Here is a 17,426-nt window from a genome sequence, read left to right on the forward strand (position 1 = left end):
ATCCTGTATGCCTGGCGCAGAGGCGTGTTGTCAACCAGACTTAACCCTTTAGCCAGAAAAGGAGCAGCAAATGCCATATAAATCGAAATCCGACCTGCCAGACAGCGTGCAGCACGTTCTTCCGGCCCACGCGCAGGAGATCTATAAAGAGGCGTTTAACAGCGCCTGGGAACAATATAAAGATAAAGATGACCGCCGCGGTGATGCCAGCCGCGAAGAGACGGCGCACCGCGTCGCCTGGGCAGCGGTCAAAAATGAGTATGAAAAGGGAGAGGATGAGAAGTGGCATAAGAAGAAATAGCGCGTCGCGGCGCCACCTTCGCCATTTATAGCTTTATTCGATGGATTGATGCTGTTGCATGCGGCGCGTGAATTGCATATCGTCATATGGCGCTGCGTTGACGCGACGGCGTATGTCGGGAAGGCAGCAGTAAAGCAGTCGCAAGGACGCAGGCAGTGGCGGAGGTAGAAGATGTTAACGCGTGATTTCTTGCGAACGGCCGATTGCAAAACGGCATTTGGCGACATAGAAGAGTCGTTGTTGTGGTCAGCTGAACAGCGGGCGTCCTCGCTGGCGGCGACGCTGGCCTGTCGGCCTGATGATGGTCCGGTGTGGATTTTTGGCTACGGTTCGCTGATGTGGAACCCGGCGCTGGAGTTTGATGAATCCTGCCCGGGTACGCTGGCCGGCTGGCATCGTGCGTTCTGTTTGCGCCTGACCGCCGGACGCGGTACCGCGTGCCAGCCCGGGCGTATGCTTGCACTGAAAGAGGGCGGGCGCACCACCGGCGTGGCTTACCGACTCTCGCAAGAGACCCTGCACGACGATCTCACGCTGCTGTGGAAGCGGGAGATGATCACCGGTTGCTATCTGCCGAGCTGGTGCAAGCTCTCGCTTGATGATGGCCGTGTGGTTAATGCGCTGGTGTTTACTATGGATCCGCGCCACCCGCTCTATGAGCCCGATACCCGCGCGCAAACCATCGCTCCGCTGATCGCTGCCGCCAGCGGCCCGCTTGGCACTAATGCCCAGTACCTCTTCTCGCTTGAACAGGAGCTGATTAAGCTCGGTATGCATGATGACTGCCTGAATGAACTGGTGGGAAGAGTGCGTATGCTGCTGGAGGGAGATAAACCAGGCCCGGAAATGGTGCCTGGTTTTGCCTGCTGAGATTATTGTTTACGCCGCAACGTAGCTGATCGAGTGCTCCAGCGACTGGCTGTGACTGTCGATCAGCACGCTCCAGATGCCGCTATAAGGCACCGAAAGATAGGCACTGGCGCGGTTCTGCACGCTCAGAATATCCGCCTGCGCATCCGGCCTGCGGCTCTTCTCACACATCAGATGGATATGACAGTTTTCAGAACAGCGAACCACCACCGTATCCCCGCCAAACAGTTTTAAACTTGCTTTTACTACCGCCATTTTTTAACCCCGTCATTTGAATAACGCCATCCCTGCGTGATGTTGTTCACAAAACACTCCGTGCATCACACCAAACGACCGTCGGCCAGATGCTGATTTTGATCAACAAAAGAAGTAAGGATTAAACAAAAATAACAATCTGCGGCGAGGGGGGAGATCCGGCGCGAGAAACCGTGGTCTTCACGCGCCGGTAAAAGATTAAATGCGGAAATGTTCGGCGGTGTCAGCAAGCTCACCCGCCTGCGCGCGCAGCGCCCCGGCCGCGGCGGTCGACTCGACGACCAGTTCGGCGTTCTGCTGCACCATACGATCGAGATTAATCACCGCATGATTGATCTCCTGAATCCCTTTCATCTGCTCGCTGGTGGCGACAGTGATCTCACGCATGATCACCGACACGCTGTCGATGCTGGTGACGATATCAGTCATGCTGTCGCCCGCCAGCCGTACATAGCGCGAGCCGGTGGCGACGCTGTCGGTGGTGGAGTCAATCAATGTCTTAATCTCCTTCGCCGCCTGCGCGCTGCGGCTGGCGAGATTACGTACTTCACCCGCGACCACCGCAAAGCCGCGCCCCTGTTCACCGGCGCGCGCCGCTTCCACCGAGGCGTTAAGCGCCAGGATATTGGTCTGAAAGGCGATGGCATCAATGACGCTGGTGATATCGCCAATCTTCGCCGAAGCGACTTCTATCGACTGCATGGTGTTGATAGCCTGCGTCACCACCTGGCCGCCGCGCGAAGCGGCTTGCGATGCGACGTGCGCCTGGCTATTGGCCTGCGCTGCGGCATCGGTCGATTGGGCAACCGATGCGGTGATCTGCTCTACGGCGCTGGCCGTTTCACGCAGGCTGGATGCCGCCTGCTCGGTGCGCCCGGAGAGATCCTGGTTGCCTGCGGCAATCTCCTGCGCTGCCAGCTGCACCGAGTGGGTGGAGTCGCGCAGTTTCACCATCACCACCGCCAGCTTGTCGCTGAAGGCGTTAAAGGCATGGGCGATCTGCGCCACTTCATCGTTGCCGCTCTCCGGCAAACGCTGGGAGAGGTCGTTAGTGCCGCTGCTGATAGCGTTCATCGCATCACGGATCACCAAAAGACGTTTCAGCAGGGCTGCGACCATCCACTGCATCAATGCCCCGGCAATTATCACTAGCACAATCAGCGAGACGGCGGAGGCTTTTAACTGCGCGCGCAGACCGGCGGTGGCGTCATCCCCGTCGAGAGCGACCACCAGCAGCCAGTCGGTTCCTTTCACCCGGCTGGCTAACAGCGACTTCTCATCACCGGCATACTCGCCAGAGACGGTTTTTCCGCTATTCAGTTCCGCAAAGGAGACGCCGTGGATGGCGTCAGAGAAGGGTTTCATCGTCAGCTTTTCGTCGGCAGCGGCAATGACCGAGCCATCACTGGCAAGCAGCATACCGCTGCTGTGCGGTGTCGGGCTGATGCCGCGCACGTTAGCGACGACACTCGCCATCGAGACATCCCCGGCGACCACCCCTTTCAGCGTGCCGTTCTCTTTCACCGGCACGGCGAAGGTCACCACCAGTTGTCCGGTGCTGGCATCAACATAGGGAGCGGTAACGACCGGCGCATCGGCTTTCACCGCTTGCTGATACCACGGGCGAATGGTCGGATCGTAATCCGCCGGTACGCCGCCGGGATCGGAGAATTTGGCGGTTTTGCTGGCGTAGCCAACATAGACGTTGATAAACCCGCCGGCGCGGGCGATTTGCGTAAATACCGGCACCGGATCGTCCGTTAACGCTACGCTTTGCAGGGAGGCGATCATCGCGGTTTTGCTGGCGACCCAGTCGGCAATGGCAATGCCGTGGCTGTCGCGGGTGCTGGAGAGAATATCCTGCTGGGTTTGCTGGTTGTGCTGGCGCGTAACCTGGTAGTTGATGATGGTGTTAAGCAGCAAAGCGACAGTAAGACAACCTGCCGTCGCCGCCATAATCCGGGCTTTAATCGATGTGAACATTTTTATTGTACCTGCTGTGTTTGTCTTAAGGGGCTATCGGCAACACAGCAGGCAAACTTGATGACACAAAGCGATGCATAAGAAAATTGTATTAAACCCGGCGTTCCATTAGAAAGTTAATACCTTGTCTGCTGCCAGCGTCCACTGCGCCAGCTCGACAAGGGTACCAATCTCCACCCCCTCGACCAGCGGAAGGGCGCTGATGCCGCGGCCGTCAGCGCAGGTCTTGCATAATTTAACCGGCACCCCCTGGGCGGTGAGGATCTCCAGCATCTGCTGAATGTTGTAGCCCTCGGCAGGTTTCTGGCCGCGCAGCCCGGCGGTTACCGCATCGGACATTAAAAAGAGCTTCAGTTCCACTGGCTCCTCCTGCTCGCGCAGCGCAATCGCCAGCCGCAGGCTGTTAAACAGCGATTCACTTCCGTACGCCGCCCCATTGGCGATGATCACAACCTTTTGCATTGTCACTCCTTCGATTAACCGTAGCGAAAAGGGCTATGCTACTGCGCCGCGCGGGCGGCGCAAAGGTAAAATCACTGCCCGAAGCGGCCAATCAGCCCGGCGGCGGCAAGCGTGTTGCCTTTGAGCTTGCTGAAGAGTTCTTCGCGGGTCAGCCCCTCTTCCAACGTGGGTGGCAGCGAGGTGGCGATCAGGGTGAAGGTGTAGTGATGCGCGCCGCTGCCCGGCGGTGGGCAGGGGCCATGCCAGCGGAAATTGCCGGGCGTGTTTTTCCCGCCGGTAAAGCCTTTACCGTCGCGCAGATCGTTTTGCGCAAAGCCAGCGCTGGAGGGTGCGATGTTATAGGCCACCAGGTGCGTCACGCCCAGCCCGCGCGCCCCCTCCGGATCATGGACGATCAGTGCAAAACTCTGGGTCGTGGGCGGGGCGTTATTCCACACCAGCGCCGGAGAGAGGTTTTCGCCGGTGCAGTTGGGGTTGTTGCTGGCGTTACCGGCGAATTTTTTCTCCATCATTGCGTTATCGGCAAAGGCGGGAGATTGCAGGGCGAAGAGGGGAGTGGCGCTGGCCTGCGCCCCGCAGAGCAGCATCCAGCCGCACAGCAGCGTTATTTTTGTTTTCATGACGCGTCTCTCGTGACAAGGATGCATTAACTGTAGCCGTAGCGAGGCGTGTCGATTAGGGATTTTCCTGATATATCGCCGGTGGCTGTAATCGTGGGATAAAACCGCTAGACTAAGTGACTTACTTCACAAAATCAGCCCAGGAACCCCATTTACGTCGTGATGCGCCGCTCCTTTACCTCTCCACTTCTCTCCCTTCTTGCCCTGTTAGTGGCGGGAGGCGACGCCCATGCGCTGCAGAGCAAATATGTGCAGCAGGCGGAAAACCCGTTCGACAACAATGGCGACGGCCTGCCGGATCTCAGTATGGCGCCAGAGACGGATGCGCAGGAGAAACACTTCGCTGAGGTGGCGAAAGCGTTTGGTGAGGCGAGCATGACCGATAGCGATCTCAGCGCCGGTCAGCAGGCGCGCCAGTTCGCCTTCGGACAGCTGCGTGATGTGGTGAGCGGAGAGGTCAATCAGCAGGTGGAATCCTGGCTTTCGCCGTGGGGCAACGCCACCGTCGATCTGAAAGTGGATAATGAAGGGCAGTTCAACGGTAGCCACGGCAACTGGTTTGTGCCATTACAGGACAACAACCGCTATCTGAGCTGGAGCCAGCTGGGTCTGACGCAACGGGACAGTGGGCTTATTGGCAATGTCGGGCTCGGGCAGCGCTGGATCGCTGGCGACTGGCTGCTCGGCTACAACACCTTTTACGACAGCCAGCTGGAAGAGAATACCGGACGCGCCGGGTTTGGCGCGGAGGCGTGGGGAGAGTTTCTGCGTCTGTCGGCCAACTACTACCAGCCGGTGAGCCACTGGCGCTATGACAGCGCGACACAGCAGCAGCGCATGGCGCGTGGCTATGATGTGACGGCGCAGGCGCGGCTGCCGTTCTATCAATACGTCAACACCAGTGTCAGCGTGGAGCAGTATTTTGGCGACAATGTCGATCTGTTTGATAGCGGCAACGGCTATCACAACCCGGTCGCCGTCAAACTGGGGGTGAATTACACCCCGGTGCCACTGGTAACCATCACCGCTGAACATCGCCAGGGGGAGAGCGGGGTAAGCCAGAACGATCTGGGGTTAAAACTCAATTATCGCTTTGGCGTGCCGCTGCATAAGCAACTCTCTCCTTCTGAAGTCGCCGTCAGCCGCTCACTGCGTGGCAGCCGCTACGATAGCCCGACGCGCAACAATCTGCCGGTGTTTGAGTATCGCCAGCGCAAAACCCTCTCTGTCTTCCTGGCGACCCCGCCCTGGAATCTGCAACCGGGCGAGACGGTGGCACTTAAACTGCAAATTCACAGCACGCACGGTATTCGCAGCTTGACCTGGCAGGGCGATACTCAGGCCTTGAGCCTGACGCCGCCGGTGAATGCGCGCAGCGGTGATGGCTGGACGTTGATTATGCCGCGCTGGGACAGCAGCGAAGGGGCGAGCAATAGCTGGGCGCTCTCGGTGCTGGTGGAGGATGAGAAGGGGCAGAAAGTGGAGTCCAACACGATTGTGCTGAAACTGACCGCGCCGGTGATCCCACCGGCAACGGATGGCGGTACGGACTGGTCGCTGCCAGCCGTGCAGTGATCAGAAAACCCGCTCCTGGTGCACCCAGACAGCCGCTTCAACGCGGGATTTGAGCTTCATCTTTTTCAGCATATGTTTAACGTGCACTTTTACCGTACTCTCGGTGATATCCAGACGGCGGGCAATCATCTTGTTCGGCAGCCCCTGAGCGATCAGCTTCAGGATGTCGCGCTCGCGCGGTGTTAACTGGGAGATATCGCGATCGGTCGTCGCCCGGTTGGCGCGCAGGCTGGCTGCCAGCACCGGTGTCAGCGCCTCGCTCAGCACCATCTCTCCTGCCGCCGCTTGCTGCAACGCCTTCAGCAAATCTTCCGGCTCCATATCCTTAAGCAGGTAGCCGTCAGCGCCGCGCTTCAGGGCAGTGACCACATCCTCTTCATGGTTGGAGACGCTGAACACCACAATGCGCCCGGACAGGGTTTTCTCACGCAGCTTGTCGAGAGTTTCCAGCCCGTTCATGCCCGGCATATTGAGATCGAGCAGGATCAGGTCCGGGTCCAGCGACTCTGCCAGTTCAATACCTTGCTCCCCGTCGCTGGCCTCGCCGACGACGGTGATGTCGTGGGCCATGCTAATTAACTGCTTTACACCGGTACGCAGCATCGGATGGTCGTCGATCAGCAGGATAGTTGCCGGATCCTGATTACTCATGGTTATCTCCTTGCATGGATGAGAGAAACGTTTCGGGGATAAAGGTCACGACAACGTCAGTCCCCCCGGAGGCTCCGGGACGCACCTGGCAGTCGCCGCGCAGGCTTTGCGCGCGGTCACGCATAATAATTAATCCGTAATGGTTGGTCCGCTCCGCATTGTTCGGGATACCGCACCCGTTATCGCTGATGCGCAGTACGACACGGTTTTCCTGTTGCTGCACGGCGACGCTGACCGCGGTAGCGCCGGAGTGTTTCAGGGCATTGCTCAGCGCCTCGCGGGCGATCTGCAGCAGATGGATGGCCTGATGCGCCGGAACGATGCGGGGCGGAAGCTGATAATCCAGCCGCACATCGAAACCAAAACGCCCGCTGTACTCCTGACAGCTGGACTCCAGTGCGGGGCGCAGACCCGGCTCGGTCAGCTGTAAGCGGAAGGTGGTCAGAAGCTCGCGCAGCTGCGCCCAGGAGGTGTTGAGCTCGTTACGAATCTGGCTTAGCAGCTGCCGGCTGCTCTCAGGGAGTTCGTCACCCTGCATCTGCAAACAGCTGACCTGCATCTTCATGCAGGAGAGGGACTGGGCAATCGAGTCGTGCAACTCGCGGGCAATGGTCGCGCGCTCCTCCATTACCATCAACTGCTGCTGGCGATCCTGATGCCGATCCAGCGCCAGCGTGGCGGTGAGCTGTTCGACCAGGGTGTCAACCAGCTGCTGCTGATCGTGGCTTAAATGGCGACCCGGCGGCAGCTTCGCCAGCAGCAAACCATACTGCATATGGGCATCCGCCAGCCGCCATTTGAGCGTCGAGCCAATGCCGGTCGATTCAATCAGCTTACCGTCGCGCGGGCATAAGTGGCAGCCTTTGATATCGCAACTGGCCGTCGACTGGCAGGTAAACTCCTGGTGATTCTCTTCATCTTCCAGGTCATAAACCCGCAGTTCAATATCGTGCAGCAGGGTCAGATTCTGTAAGCCGTTGAGCACCGGCGACAGGCGCTCGCACATCGGAATGCGTGAGTGCAGCCGGTGGTTGGCCTGCCATAAGAAGGAGAGGATCTCATTTTTCTGCTCAAGCCCGGCGGTCTTCTCCTGTACGCGGCGCTCAAGCACTGCGTAACTCTCGCCCAGCTCCGCAGACATATTATTTAGCGCCTCGCCAAGCGTCGCCATCTCGTTGCCGCCGCTGATATGGGCGCGCTGGGTAAAATCACGCTGGCTGACGGCGCGCGCCATATGCAGCAGCTGCTGCCACGGTCGGAGCAGGCGCGCCCGCAGCCACACCAGCGCAAACAGAACCAGCAAGCCCATCAGCACAGCCATCACCCGGTGCAGCACCACCACTTCGGCGATGCGGTGTTCGGTATTACTGTCGAAAGCGGAGACCAGTTTATCGATGCGCCCGACGAAGACGGCAATAATCTCCGCGACCTGCGCTGGCTGGCGGGCATCTTTAATCGCCGGGATCACCACGTTGTGCCAGTAGGTCTGCATATCAGCAAGCTGTGCCTGCTGCCCATCGCGTTTTGCCGCCAGCGCCAGTTCCGGGCTGAAGGCGGTGTGCTCCATCTCATCTAACAGATATTGCTCATCTTCCTGAAGCGGTATGGCCGACATCAGCCGGTAACTCTGCATGCGCAGCGAGCCCGCTTTGTTGATGGCATGCGCGCTGCCCTGAACGCCCTGCACCAGCCAGCCGGAGACCGCCATACCGGTCACGCCAATCAGCGTGGATAACAGCATCAGTATGGCCAGTTGGCTGACCAGCGACATCGGTGAAAAGAGGCGTTTAAGCATGAGGAAATGAGACTCCTTGGCCGCGAAAGGTGCGGGTGGCGTTATTGTCAGCTATCGCCTGGAGTATACCCATACCCACAAAGAGTTACTCCTTTATTGCCGGTGTGATGACATTTCGGGGGGCAAACGACCCGGCGGCGGTCAGCGCTGTGAAAAACCACACCTTTTTTGCCGGTAAATGCTACTCATAAATGAGCATGATGTTTTTTTGTGCATTATAACGCCAGCTTTTCCTTTGATTTATATCAACTTAACGCGCGCCGCAGAAATTAATGTGGCAGGCATCAAACTGCACATCAGAGGTGTCTATGCATCAAACATCCGTTCCGGATCCGCGCTCGTCATCCCGGGTTATTACCGACTGGCGTCCCGAAGAACCGGCTTTCTGGCAGCAGCAGGGGCAGCAGATTGCCAGCCGCAATCTGTGGATCTCCGTGCCCTGCCTGCTTTTAGCATTCTGCGTCTGGATGCTGTTTAGCGCAGTGGCGGTGAATCTGCCCAAAGTGGGCTTTCAGTTCACGACAGACCAGCTGTTTATGCTGACGGCGCTGCCCTCGGTCTCCGGTGCGCTGCTGCGCGTACCCTACTCCTTTATGGTACCGGTGTTTGGCGGCCGTCGCTGGACGGCGTTCAGCACCGGGATTCTGATTATCCCCTGCGCGTGGCTCGGTTTTGCGGTGCAGGATACCTCGACGCCATTCAGCACATTTATCATCATCTCCCTGCTGTGCGGTTTTGCCGGGGCGAACTTTGCTTCCAGCATGGCGAACATCAGCTTCTTCTTCCCGAAAGAGAAGCAAGGTGGGGCGCTGGGCATCAACGGTGGCTTCGGCAACCTTGGCGTCAGCGTAATGCAGCTGATTGCGCCGCTGGCAGTCTCCTTCTCCATCTTTGCCGCGTTTGGCGGCGGTGGTGTGACCCAGCCTGACGGCACGATGCTCTACCTGCAAAACGCGGCGTGGATCTGGGTTCCGTTCCTCGCGGTCTTTACCCTGGCGGCGTGGTTCGGCATGAATGAACTGGCGACATCGAAAGCGTCACTGCGCGCGCAACTGCCGGTGTTGAAGCGCTCGCATCTGTGGATTATGAGCTTCCTCTACCTGGCGACCTTCGGCTCGTTTATCGGCTTCTCTGCCGGCTTCGCGATGCTGTCAAAAACCCAGTTCCCGGAGGTGCAGATCCTGCACTTTGCCTTCTTTGGGCCGCTGGTTGGCGCGCTGGCACGTTCAGCCGGCGGGGCGATTTCCGACCGTCTTGGCGGAACGCGCGTCACGCTGGTTAACTTCGTGGTCATGGCCATCTTCAGCGCCTTGCTGTTCCTGACGCTGCCATCGAACGGCGAGGGCGGCAACTTTACCGCTTTCTTCTGTGTCTTCCTGGTGCTGTTCCTGACCGCCGGGCTGGGCAGTGGCTCCACCTTCCAGATGATCTCCGTTATCTTCCGTAAGTTAACCATGGATCGGGTGAAGAGAGCGGGCGGCAGCGAGAGCGACGCGATGCGAGAAGCCGCGACGGAAACCGCAGCTGCGCTGGGCTTTATCTCGGCGATCGGCGCGATTGGCGGCTTCTTTATCCCGAAAGCGTTTGGTACATCGCTGGCGCTGACCGGCTCGCCGGCGGGCGCGATGAAGGTGTTTCTCGTGTTCTATATCGCCTGTGTGGTGATCACCTGGGCGATATACGGGCGTAAAAAACAATAATAGAGGTAATGTGTTGATTATCTTTGCGCGGCTTCGGTCGCGCATTTTTTTACCCGCATTATAGTTACAACATACTTTTGGGTTTTTCCGCGGCCTGCTTCGGTCAGCACTGTGAGCCTCATCGCATCGCAGCGGCACCTACCCCTTAATACCTGCTGACCGGGATAAATCTGAATAATTTAGTAACTAAATATAATATATCTATATTAATCAGTGCCTTACTTAGAGTTTGCTGATAACTCTTTGGGAGTACTCCGTTGTCGGCGCATCAACGATGCGCTATGGCGGCTTGATCGTCATCAATTCTCTTTGTCTTTGCGAGGGTTACCTTCGCGGCAAATGCAGCAATGTCGATTTAGCAAGAGAGCCGAACAGGCTCCAACAGGAGAACCCCGATGAGTAAATTCCTGGACCGGTTTCGCTACTTTAAACAGAAAGGCGAAACCTTTGCCGACGGGCACGGCCAGCTCGTAAACACCAACCGGGAGTGGGAGGATGGTTACCGCAGCCGCTGGCAGCACGACAAAATCGTGCGCTCGACCCATGGCGTAAACTGCACCGGCTCCTGCAGCTGGCAGATTTTCGTCAAGAACGGCCTGGTCACCTGGGAAACCCAGCAAACGGACTACCCGCGCACCCGTCCTGATATGCCGAACCACGAACCACGCGGCTGCCCGCGCGGGGCAAGTTACTCCTGGTATCTTTACAGCGCCAACCGCCTGAAATACCCGCTGATGCGTAAGCGCCTGATCAAACTCTGGCGTGAAGCGAAAGCGCAGCACAGCGATCCGGTGAATGCCTGGGCTTCTATCATTGAAGACGCAGATAAAGCGAAGAGCTTTAAGCAGGCGCGCGGACGCGGCGGCTTTGTGCGCTCCTCCTGGCAGGAAGTGAATGAACTGATCGCCGCCTCGAACGTCTACACTGTGAAAACCTACGGCCCGGACCGCGTAGCTGGCTTCTCGCCAATCCCGGCGATGTCGATGGTCTCTTACGCTTCCGGCGCACGCTATCTGTCGCTGATCGGCGGCACCTGCCTGAGCTTCTACGACTGGTACTGCGACTTGCCGCCTGCTTCACCGCAGACCTGGGGCGAGCAGACCGACGTGCCGGAATCCGCAGACTGGTACAACTCCAGCTATATCCTCGCCTGGGGCTCTAACGTGCCGCAGACCCGTACCCCGGATGCGCACTTTTTTACTGAAGTTCGCTATAAAGGCACCAAAACAGTCGCCATCACTCCGGACTACGCGGAAATCGCCAAGCTGTGCGACTTGTGGCTGGCACCGAAGCAGGGCACCGATGCGGCAATGGCGCTGGCGATGGGCCACGTGATGCTGCGTGAATTCCATCTCGATAAGCCGAGCCAGTACTTTACCGATTATGTCCGTCGCTACACCGACATGCCGATGCTGGTCATGCTCGAAGAGCGTGATGGCTACTACGCCGCGGGCCGTATGCTGCGCGCCGCCGATCTGGTGGATGCGCTGGGCCAGGAGAACAACCCGGAGTGGAAGACCGTCGCGCTCGATAGCGAAGGCAATATGATCGCGCCGAACGGCTCTATCGGTTTCCGCTGGGGCGAGAAAGGGAAGTGGAACCTTGAGCAGCGCGACGGCGGCACCGGTGCTGACGTTGAGCTGACCCTCAGCCTGCTGGGCAAACATGATGATGTCGCACAGGTGGGCTTCCCCTACTTTGGCGGCGACAACACCGAGCACTTCCAGGGCGTCACGCTGGATAATATCCTGCTGCACACGCTGCCGGTCAAACGCCTGCAGCTGGCGGATGGTAGCAGCGCGCTGGTGACCACCGTTTATGACCTCAACATGGCCAACTACGGGCTGGATCGCGGCCTGGGCGATGAAAACTGCGCCAGCCGTTATGACGAAATCAAAGCCTATACGCCCGCCTGGGCAGAGAAAATCACCGGTGTGCCGCAGGCACAGATTATTCGCGTTGCGCGCGAGTTCGCTGAGAATGCCGATAAAACGCACGGTCGCTCGATGATCATCGTCGGTGCCGGGATGAACCACTGGTATCACCTCGATATGAACTATCGCGGGCTGATTAACATGCTGATCTTCTGCGGCTGCGTTGGTCAGAGCGGCGGCGGTTGGGCGCACTATGTGGGTCAGGAAAAGCTGCGTCCGCAGACTGGCTGGCAGCCGCTGGCTTTTGCCCTCGACTGGCAGCGTCCGGCGCGCCATATGAACAGTACCTCCTATTTCTACAACCACTCCAGCCAGTGGCGCTATGAAACGGTGACGGCGCAAGAGTTCCTCTCGCCGATGGCGGATAAATCCCGCTACAGCGGCCATTTGATTGACTTTAACGTCCGCGCTGAGCGTATGGGCTGGCTGCCTTCAGCACCGCAGCTGGGCACCAACCCGCTGCGCATTGCCGCCGAAGCGGAAAAAGCCGGCATGTCAGCGGTGGATTACACCGTCAAATCCCTGAAAGAGGGCTCGCTGCGTTTTGCCGCCGAGCAACCGGAAAACGGTAAAAACCATCCGCGTAACCTCTTTATCTGGCGTTCCAACCTGCTTGGCTCCTCGGGGAAAGGGCATGAGTACATGCTCAAATATCTGCTCGGTACCGAGCATGGTATTCAGGGCCAGGATCTGGGCAAACAGGGCGGCGTAAAACCCCAGGAGGTGGAGTGGCAGGATAACGGCCTCGACGGCAAACTCGATCTGGTCGTGACGCTCGACTTCCGTCTCTCCAGCACCTGTCTCTACTCTGACATCGTGTTGCCGACCGCGACCTGGTATGAGAAAGACGACATGAATACCTCGGATATGCATCCGTTTATTCATCCGCTCTCTGCCGCCGTCGATCCGGCATGGGAATCGAAAAGCGACTGGGAAATTTATAAAGGCATCGCCAAATCCTTCTCTGCGCTCTGCGTGGGCCATTTAGGCAAAGAGACCGACGTGGTAACGCTGCCGATCCAGCATGACTCCGCCGCCGAGCTGGCGCAGCCGCTGGATGTGAAGGAGTGGAAAAAGGGCGAATGCGATCTTATTCCGGGCAAAACCGCACCGCACATTATTCCGGTTGAGCGCGATTACCCGGCAACCTACGAGCGCTTTACCTCTATCGGCCCGCTGATGGAGAAAATCGGTAACGGCGGCAAAGGCATCGCGTGGAATACCCAGAGCGAAATGGATCTGCTGCGCAAGCTTAACTACGTGAAAGCGGATGGCCCGGCGAAAGGCCAGCCGATGCTTAACAGCGCCATTGACGCGGCAGAGATGATCCTGACTCTCGCCCCGGAAACTAACGGCAACGTGGCGGTGAAAGCCTGGGCTGCGCTGAGTGAATTTACCGGCCGCGACCATACGCATCTGGCGCTGAATAAAGAAGATGAGAAGATCCGCTTCCGCGATATTCAGGCGCAGCCGCGCAAAATTATCTCCAGCCCGACCTGGTCTGGCCTTGAGGATGAGCATGTCTCTTACAACGCCGGTTATACCAACGTTCATGAGCTGATTCCGTGGCGCACACTCTCCGGCCGTCAGCAGCTCTATCAGGATCACCAGTGGATGCGCGACTTTGGCGAAAGCCTGCTGGTCTACCGCCCGCCGATCAACACCCGTTCGGTGAAAGAGATGCTGGGCGTAAAAGCCAACGGTTATCCGGAAAAGGCGCTCAACTTCCTGACCCCGCATCAGAAGTGGGGGATCCACTCCACTTACAGCGACAACTTGCTGATGCTGACGCTGGGTCGCGGTGGCCCGATTGTCTGGCTGAGTGAAACCGACGCCAAAGAGATGGGCATTGCCGATAACGACTGGATCGAAGTCTTCAACAGCAACGGCGCGCTGACCGCCCGCGCGGTGGTCAGCCAGCGCGTACCCTCCGGTATGACGATGATGTATCACGCTCAGGAGCGCATTGTGAACCTGCCAGGCTCGGAGATCACCGGCCAGCGCGGCGGCATTCACAACTCGGTGACGCGTATTACGCCGAAACCGACGCACATGATTGGCGGCTATGCGCAGCTGGCGTACGGCTTTAACTATTACGGTACGGTCGGGTCCAACCGCGATGAATTTGTGGTGGTACGTAAGATGAAGAACATTAACTGGTTGGATGGCGAAGGCAATGACCAGGTACAGGAGAGCGCAAAATGAAAATTCGTTCACAAGTCGGCATGGTGCTGAATCTCGATAAGTGCATCGGCTGTCATACCTGTTCAGTCACCTGTAAAAACGTCTGGACCAGCCGCGAAGGGATGGAGTACGCGTGGTTTAACAACGTCGAAACCAAACCGGGCACTGGCTTCCCGACCGACTGGGAAAACCAGGAGAAGTGGAAGGGCGGCTGGATCCGTAAAATCAATGGCAAGCTGCAGCCGCGCATGGGTAGCCGCGCAATGCTGCTGGGTAAAATCTTCGCTAACCCGCATCTGCCGGGCATTGATGACTACTACGAGCCGTTTGATTTTGACTATCAGAACCTGCATAACGCGCCGGAAAGCAAGCATCAGCCGATTGCACGTCCGCGCTCGCTGATCACCGGCCAGCGCATGAACAAAATCAGCGCTGGTCCGAACTGGGAAGACGATCTGGGCGGTGAGTTTGAGAAGCTGAGCCGCGATCAGAACTTCGAAAACATGCAGAAGGCGATGTACGGCCAGTTCGAAAATACCTTCATGATGTATCTGCCGCGTCTGTGCGAACACTGCCTGAACCCGGCCTGTGTGGCGACCTGCCCGAGCGGCGCCATCTACAAGCGTGAAGAAGATGGCATTGTGCTGATCGATCAGGATAAATGCCGCGGCTGGCGTATGTGCGTCACCGGCTGCCCGTACAAAAAAATCTACTTCAACTGGAAGAGCGGCAAATCTGAGAAGTGCATCTTCTGCTATCCGCGTATCGAAGCGGGGATGCCGACGGTCTGCTCTGAAACCTGCGTAGGGCGTATTCGCTACCTCGGCGTATTGCTCTATGACGCGGATGCAATTGAGAAGGCCGCCAGCAGCGAAAATGAGAAAGATCTCTATCAGCGTCAGCTGGATGTCTTCCTCGACCCGAACGATCCGGCAGTGATTGCCCAGGCGCTGGAAGATGGTGTGCCGCAGAGCGTAATTGACGCAGCACAGAAATCGCCGGTCTACAAAATGGCGATGGAGTGGAAGCTGGCGCTGCCGCTGCACCCGGAATACCGTACGCTGCCGATGGTCTGGTATGTGCCGCCTTTGTCACCGATTCAGTCCGCTGCTGATGCGGGCGAGCTGGGCAGCAACGGCATTCTGCCGGACGTCGAGAGCCTGCGTATTCCGGTGCAGTATCTGGCAAACCTGCTGACCGCCGGAGATACCCAGCCGGTGCTGCTGGCGCTGAAACGGATGCTGGCGATGCGTCACTTCAAACGTGCTGAAACCGTCGATGGTGTGATTGACACCCGTGCGCTGGAAGAGGTGGGACTGACGGAAGCACAGGCGCAGGAGATGTACCGTTACCTCGCCATCGCCAACTACGAAGATCGTTTTGTGGTGCCGTCCAGCCATCGTGAACTGGCGCGAGAAGCCTTCCCGGAGAAGAGCGGGTGCGGCTTTAGCTTCGGCGACGGCTGTCATGGTTCGGACAACACATTCAACCTGTTCAACAGCCGCCGCATCGATGCGGTGAATGTGACAGTGAAAACGGAGCCGCACGCATGATTGAACTGGTGGTTATCTCCCGCCTGCTTGAGTACCCGGATGCTGCCCTGTGGCAGCATCAGCAGGAGCTGTTTGACGCGCTGGCCTCCGGCGACAATCTGTCGAAAGCAGATGCCCAGCAGGTAGGTCTCTTTTTACGCGACCTGACCTCGCAGGATCTGCTCGATGCCCAGGCCACCTATAGCGAGCTGTTCGATCGTGGTCGTGCCACTTCGCTGCTGCTGTTCGAACATGTGCACGGTGAATCGCGCGACCGTGGCCAGGCGATGGTGGACCTGCTGGCGCAATATGAGCGCCACGGGCTCCAGCTCGACAGCCGCGAACTGCCGGACCATCTGCCGCTCTATCTGGAGTATCTGGCGCAGCTGCCGACCGCTGAAGCGATTGGCGGTTTACAGGATATCGCGCCGATCCTGGCGCTGCTGCAGGCGCGCTTACAGCAGCGTGAGAGTCACTACGCCTCGCTGTTTGACGCCCTGTTGACCCTGACGAAAACCGAGGTGGATAACGCGCAGATGGCGGAAAAAATTGCCGGCGAAGCGCGTGACGATACGCCGCAGGCGCTGGACGCGGTGTGGGAAGAGGAGCAGGTGAAGTTCTTTGCTGAACAGGGCTGCAATGATTCCGACATCACTGCGCACCAGCGTCGTTTTGCCGGTGCCGTCGCGCCGCAATATCTGAATATCTCAACAGGAGGAGAGCGCTAATGCACTTCCTTAATATGTTCTTCTTTGACATCTATCCCTATATGGCGGGCGCGATCTTTCTGATTGGCAGCTGGCTGCGGTATGACTATGGGCAGTACAGCTGGCGCGCAGGCTCGAGCCAGATGCTCGACCGTAAAGGGATGAACATCGCCTCGAACCTCTTTCACTTAGGCATCCTCGGCATTTTTGCCGGTCACCTCCTTGGTATGCTGACGCCGCACTGGATGTACGAAGCCTTCCTGCCGATTGAAGTGAAGCAGAAGATGGCGATGATCGGCGGCGGTGCCAGCGGTGTGCTGTGCCTGGTCGGCGGTTTGATGCTGCTTAAGCGTCGCCTCTTTAACCCGCGTATTCGCGCCAACTCGACGGCGGCGGATATCCTGATCATGACCCTGCTGATGGTGCAGTGTACGCTTGGTTTGCTGACCATTCCCTTCTCCGCGCAGCATATGGACGGCAGCGAAATGATGAAGCTGGTGGCATGGGCGCAGTCGGTAGTGACCTTCCATACCGGCGCCTCCGAGCATCTCGACGGCGTTGCCTTTATCTTCCGCGTGCATCTGGTGCTCGGCATGACGCTATTTGTGCTCTTCCCGTTTTCACGCCTGGTGCATATCTGGAGCGCGCCGGTGGAGTATTTAACGCGTAAATACCAGATTGTCCGCGCTCGTCGCTGATAACGCTGGATTGACGATGACAAACCCTGCTTCGGCAGGGTTTTTTCTTTGTGTGCGGTGCGGTCTGTGTGCCGGATGGCGGCTGCGCCCTATCCGGCCTACGGGGTGGTGCGACATATTCGATTGTCATTGGCCTGATACGCAAAGCGTCATCGGGCG

At 58.1% G+C, this 17,426-nt stretch carries 14 protein-coding genes; 8 read left to right on the top strand and 6 right to left on the bottom strand.

Annotated elements, in window-relative coordinates:
* The first annotated feature begins 70 nt into the window (after nt 1–70).
* Complete coding sequence (chaB, locus tag PU683_RS12660; protein ID WP_277171957.1) at nt 71–301, top strand: putative cation transport regulator ChaB; 231 nt, start codon at nt 71–73, stop codon at nt 299–301.
* Between the two features lie 171 nt (nt 302–472).
* Entirely contained in the window at nt 473–1,171 is a 699-nt protein-coding gene (locus PU683_RS12665) for a gamma-glutamylcyclotransferase (RefSeq protein WP_277171960.1), read from the top strand.
* A 9-nt stretch (nt 1,172–1,180) separates the two neighbouring features.
* Here the strand turns inward: PU683_RS12665 and PU683_RS12670 are convergent, their stop codons facing one another.
* The 4 genes from PU683_RS12670 to PU683_RS12685 all read right to left on the bottom strand — a co-directional run bounded on the left by PU683_RS12670 (nt 1,181) and on the right by PU683_RS12685 (nt 4,458).
* Entirely contained in the window at nt 1,181–1,426 is a 246-nt protein-coding gene (locus tag PU683_RS12670) for a DUF1883 domain-containing protein (protein ID WP_277171962.1), read from the bottom strand.
* 198 nt (nt 1,427–1,624) lie between these two features.
* On the bottom strand, nt 1,625–3,409 hold the full coding sequence (locus PU683_RS12675) for a methyl-accepting chemotaxis protein (protein WP_277171964.1): 1,785 nt from the start codon (nt 3,407–3,409) through the stop codon (nt 1,625–1,627).
* Between the two features lie 108 nt (nt 3,410–3,517).
* On the bottom strand, nt 3,518–3,871 hold the full coding sequence (locus PU683_RS12680) for a DsrE/DsrF/TusD sulfur relay family protein (protein ID WP_277171966.1): 354 nt from the start codon (nt 3,869–3,871) through the stop codon (nt 3,518–3,520).
* Nucleotides 3,872–3,942: 71 nt separating this feature from the next.
* Entirely contained in the window at nt 3,943–4,458 is a 516-nt protein-coding gene (locus PU683_RS12685; protein ID WP_277174287.1) for a YbhB/YbcL family Raf kinase inhibitor-like protein, read from the bottom strand.
* Nucleotides 4,459–4,653: 195 nt separating this feature from the next.
* Between PU683_RS12685 and PU683_RS12690 the strand changes: the two genes are divergently transcribed.
* Complete coding sequence (locus PU683_RS12690) at nt 4,654–6,066, top strand: YchO/YchP family invasin (protein ID WP_277174288.1); 1,413 nt, start codon at nt 4,654–4,656, stop codon at nt 6,064–6,066.
* Here the strand turns inward: PU683_RS12690 and narL are convergent, their stop codons facing one another.
* Both narL and narX read right to left on the bottom strand, forming a co-directional pair.
* On the bottom strand, nt 6,067–6,717 hold the full coding sequence (gene narL, locus PU683_RS12695; protein WP_277171968.1) for a two-component system response regulator NarL: 651 nt from the start codon (nt 6,715–6,717) through the stop codon (nt 6,067–6,069).
* A complete protein-coding gene (gene narX / locus PU683_RS12700) occupies nt 6,710–8,512 on the bottom strand; it encodes a nitrate/nitrite two-component system sensor histidine kinase NarX (protein ID WP_277171970.1) in 1,803 nt (600 codons plus the stop codon). The genes narL and narX overlap by 8 nt, the downstream gene beginning before the upstream one ends.
* Before the next feature lie 308 nt (nt 8,513–8,820).
* Here narX and PU683_RS12705 point away from each other — a divergent pair, with 308 nt between their 5' ends.
* The 5 genes from PU683_RS12705 (at nt 8,821) to narI (ending at nt 17,267) form a co-directional block, all read left to right on the top strand.
* Complete coding sequence (locus PU683_RS12705; RefSeq protein WP_277171972.1) at nt 8,821–10,212, top strand: NarK family nitrate/nitrite MFS transporter; 1,392 nt, start codon at nt 8,821–8,823, stop codon at nt 10,210–10,212.
* A 395-nt stretch (nt 10,213–10,607) separates the two neighbouring features.
* Nucleotides 10,608–14,351 (top strand): nitrate reductase subunit alpha, encoded by a 3,744-nt coding sequence (locus PU683_RS12710; RefSeq protein ID WP_277171974.1) that lies wholly within the window; start codon nt 10,608–10,610, stop codon nt 14,349–14,351.
* Nucleotides 14,348–15,883, top strand: a complete 1,536-nt coding sequence (gene narH, locus PU683_RS12715) for a nitrate reductase subunit beta (RefSeq protein ID WP_277171976.1) — start codon at nt 14,348–14,350, stop codon at nt 15,881–15,883. The genes PU683_RS12710 and narH overlap by 4 nt, the downstream gene beginning before the upstream one ends.
* On the top strand, nt 15,880–16,590 hold the full coding sequence (gene narJ, locus PU683_RS12720; protein WP_277171978.1) for a nitrate reductase molybdenum cofactor assembly chaperone: 711 nt from the start codon (nt 15,880–15,882) through the stop codon (nt 16,588–16,590). The genes narH and narJ overlap by 4 nt, the downstream gene beginning before the upstream one ends.
* Nucleotides 16,590–17,267, top strand: coding sequence for a respiratory nitrate reductase subunit gamma (narI, locus tag PU683_RS12725; protein WP_277171980.1), 678 nt, complete (start codon nt 16,590–16,592; stop codon nt 17,265–17,267). Before narJ ends, narI begins: the two co-directional genes overlap by 1 nt.
* Nucleotides 17,268–17,426: the final 159 nt, after the last annotated feature.

Origin of the sequence: Candidatus Kosakonia sp. 282A-S69 (genome assembly GCF_029433855.1) — a bacterium.
GTDB lineage: Bacteria > Pseudomonadota > Gammaproteobacteria > Enterobacterales > Enterobacteriaceae > Kosakonia > Kosakonia cowanii_A.

What these genes read in the sequence shown, in the direction of transcription:
- chaB (WP_277171957.1), top strand. Translation starts at nt 71, where the DNA reads ATGCCATATAAATCGAAATCCGACCTGCCAGACAGCGTGCAGCACGTT.
- PU683_RS12665 (WP_277171960.1), top strand. Translation starts at nt 473, where the DNA reads ATGTTAACGCGTGATTTCTTGCGAACGGCCGATTGCAAAACGGCATTT.
- PU683_RS12670 (WP_277171962.1), bottom strand. Translation starts at nt 1,426, where the DNA reads ATGGCGGTAGTAAAAGCAAGTTTAAAACTGTTTGGCGGGGATACGGTG.
- PU683_RS12675 (WP_277171964.1), bottom strand. Translation starts at nt 3,409, where the DNA reads ATGTTCACATCGATTAAAGCCCGGATTATGGCGGCGACGGCAGGTTGT.
- PU683_RS12680 (WP_277171966.1), bottom strand. Translation starts at nt 3,871, where the DNA reads ATGCAAAAGGTTGTGATCATCGCCAATGGGGCGGCGTACGGAAGTGAA.
- PU683_RS12685 (WP_277174287.1), bottom strand. Translation starts at nt 4,458, where the DNA reads ATGCTGCTCTGCGGGGCGCAGGCCAGCGCCACTCCCCTCTTCGCCCTG.
- PU683_RS12690 (WP_277174288.1), top strand. Translation starts at nt 4,654, where the DNA reads ATGCGCCGCTCCTTTACCTCTCCACTTCTCTCCCTTCTTGCCCTGTTA.
- narL (WP_277171968.1), bottom strand. Translation starts at nt 6,717, where the DNA reads ATGAGTAATCAGGATCCGGCAACTATCCTGCTGATCGACGACCATCCG.
- narX (WP_277171970.1), bottom strand. Translation starts at nt 8,512, where the DNA reads ATGCTTAAACGCCTCTTTTCACCGATGTCGCTGGTCAGCCAACTGGCC.
- PU683_RS12705 (WP_277171972.1), top strand. Translation starts at nt 8,821, where the DNA reads ATGCATCAAACATCCGTTCCGGATCCGCGCTCGTCATCCCGGGTTATT.
- PU683_RS12710 (WP_277171974.1), top strand. Translation starts at nt 10,608, where the DNA reads ATGAGTAAATTCCTGGACCGGTTTCGCTACTTTAAACAGAAAGGCGAA.
- narH (WP_277171976.1), top strand. Translation starts at nt 14,348, where the DNA reads ATGAAAATTCGTTCACAAGTCGGCATGGTGCTGAATCTCGATAAGTGC.
- narJ (WP_277171978.1), top strand. Translation starts at nt 15,880, where the DNA reads ATGATTGAACTGGTGGTTATCTCCCGCCTGCTTGAGTACCCGGATGCT.
- narI (WP_277171980.1), top strand. Translation starts at nt 16,590, where the DNA reads ATGCACTTCCTTAATATGTTCTTCTTTGACATCTATCCCTATATGGCG.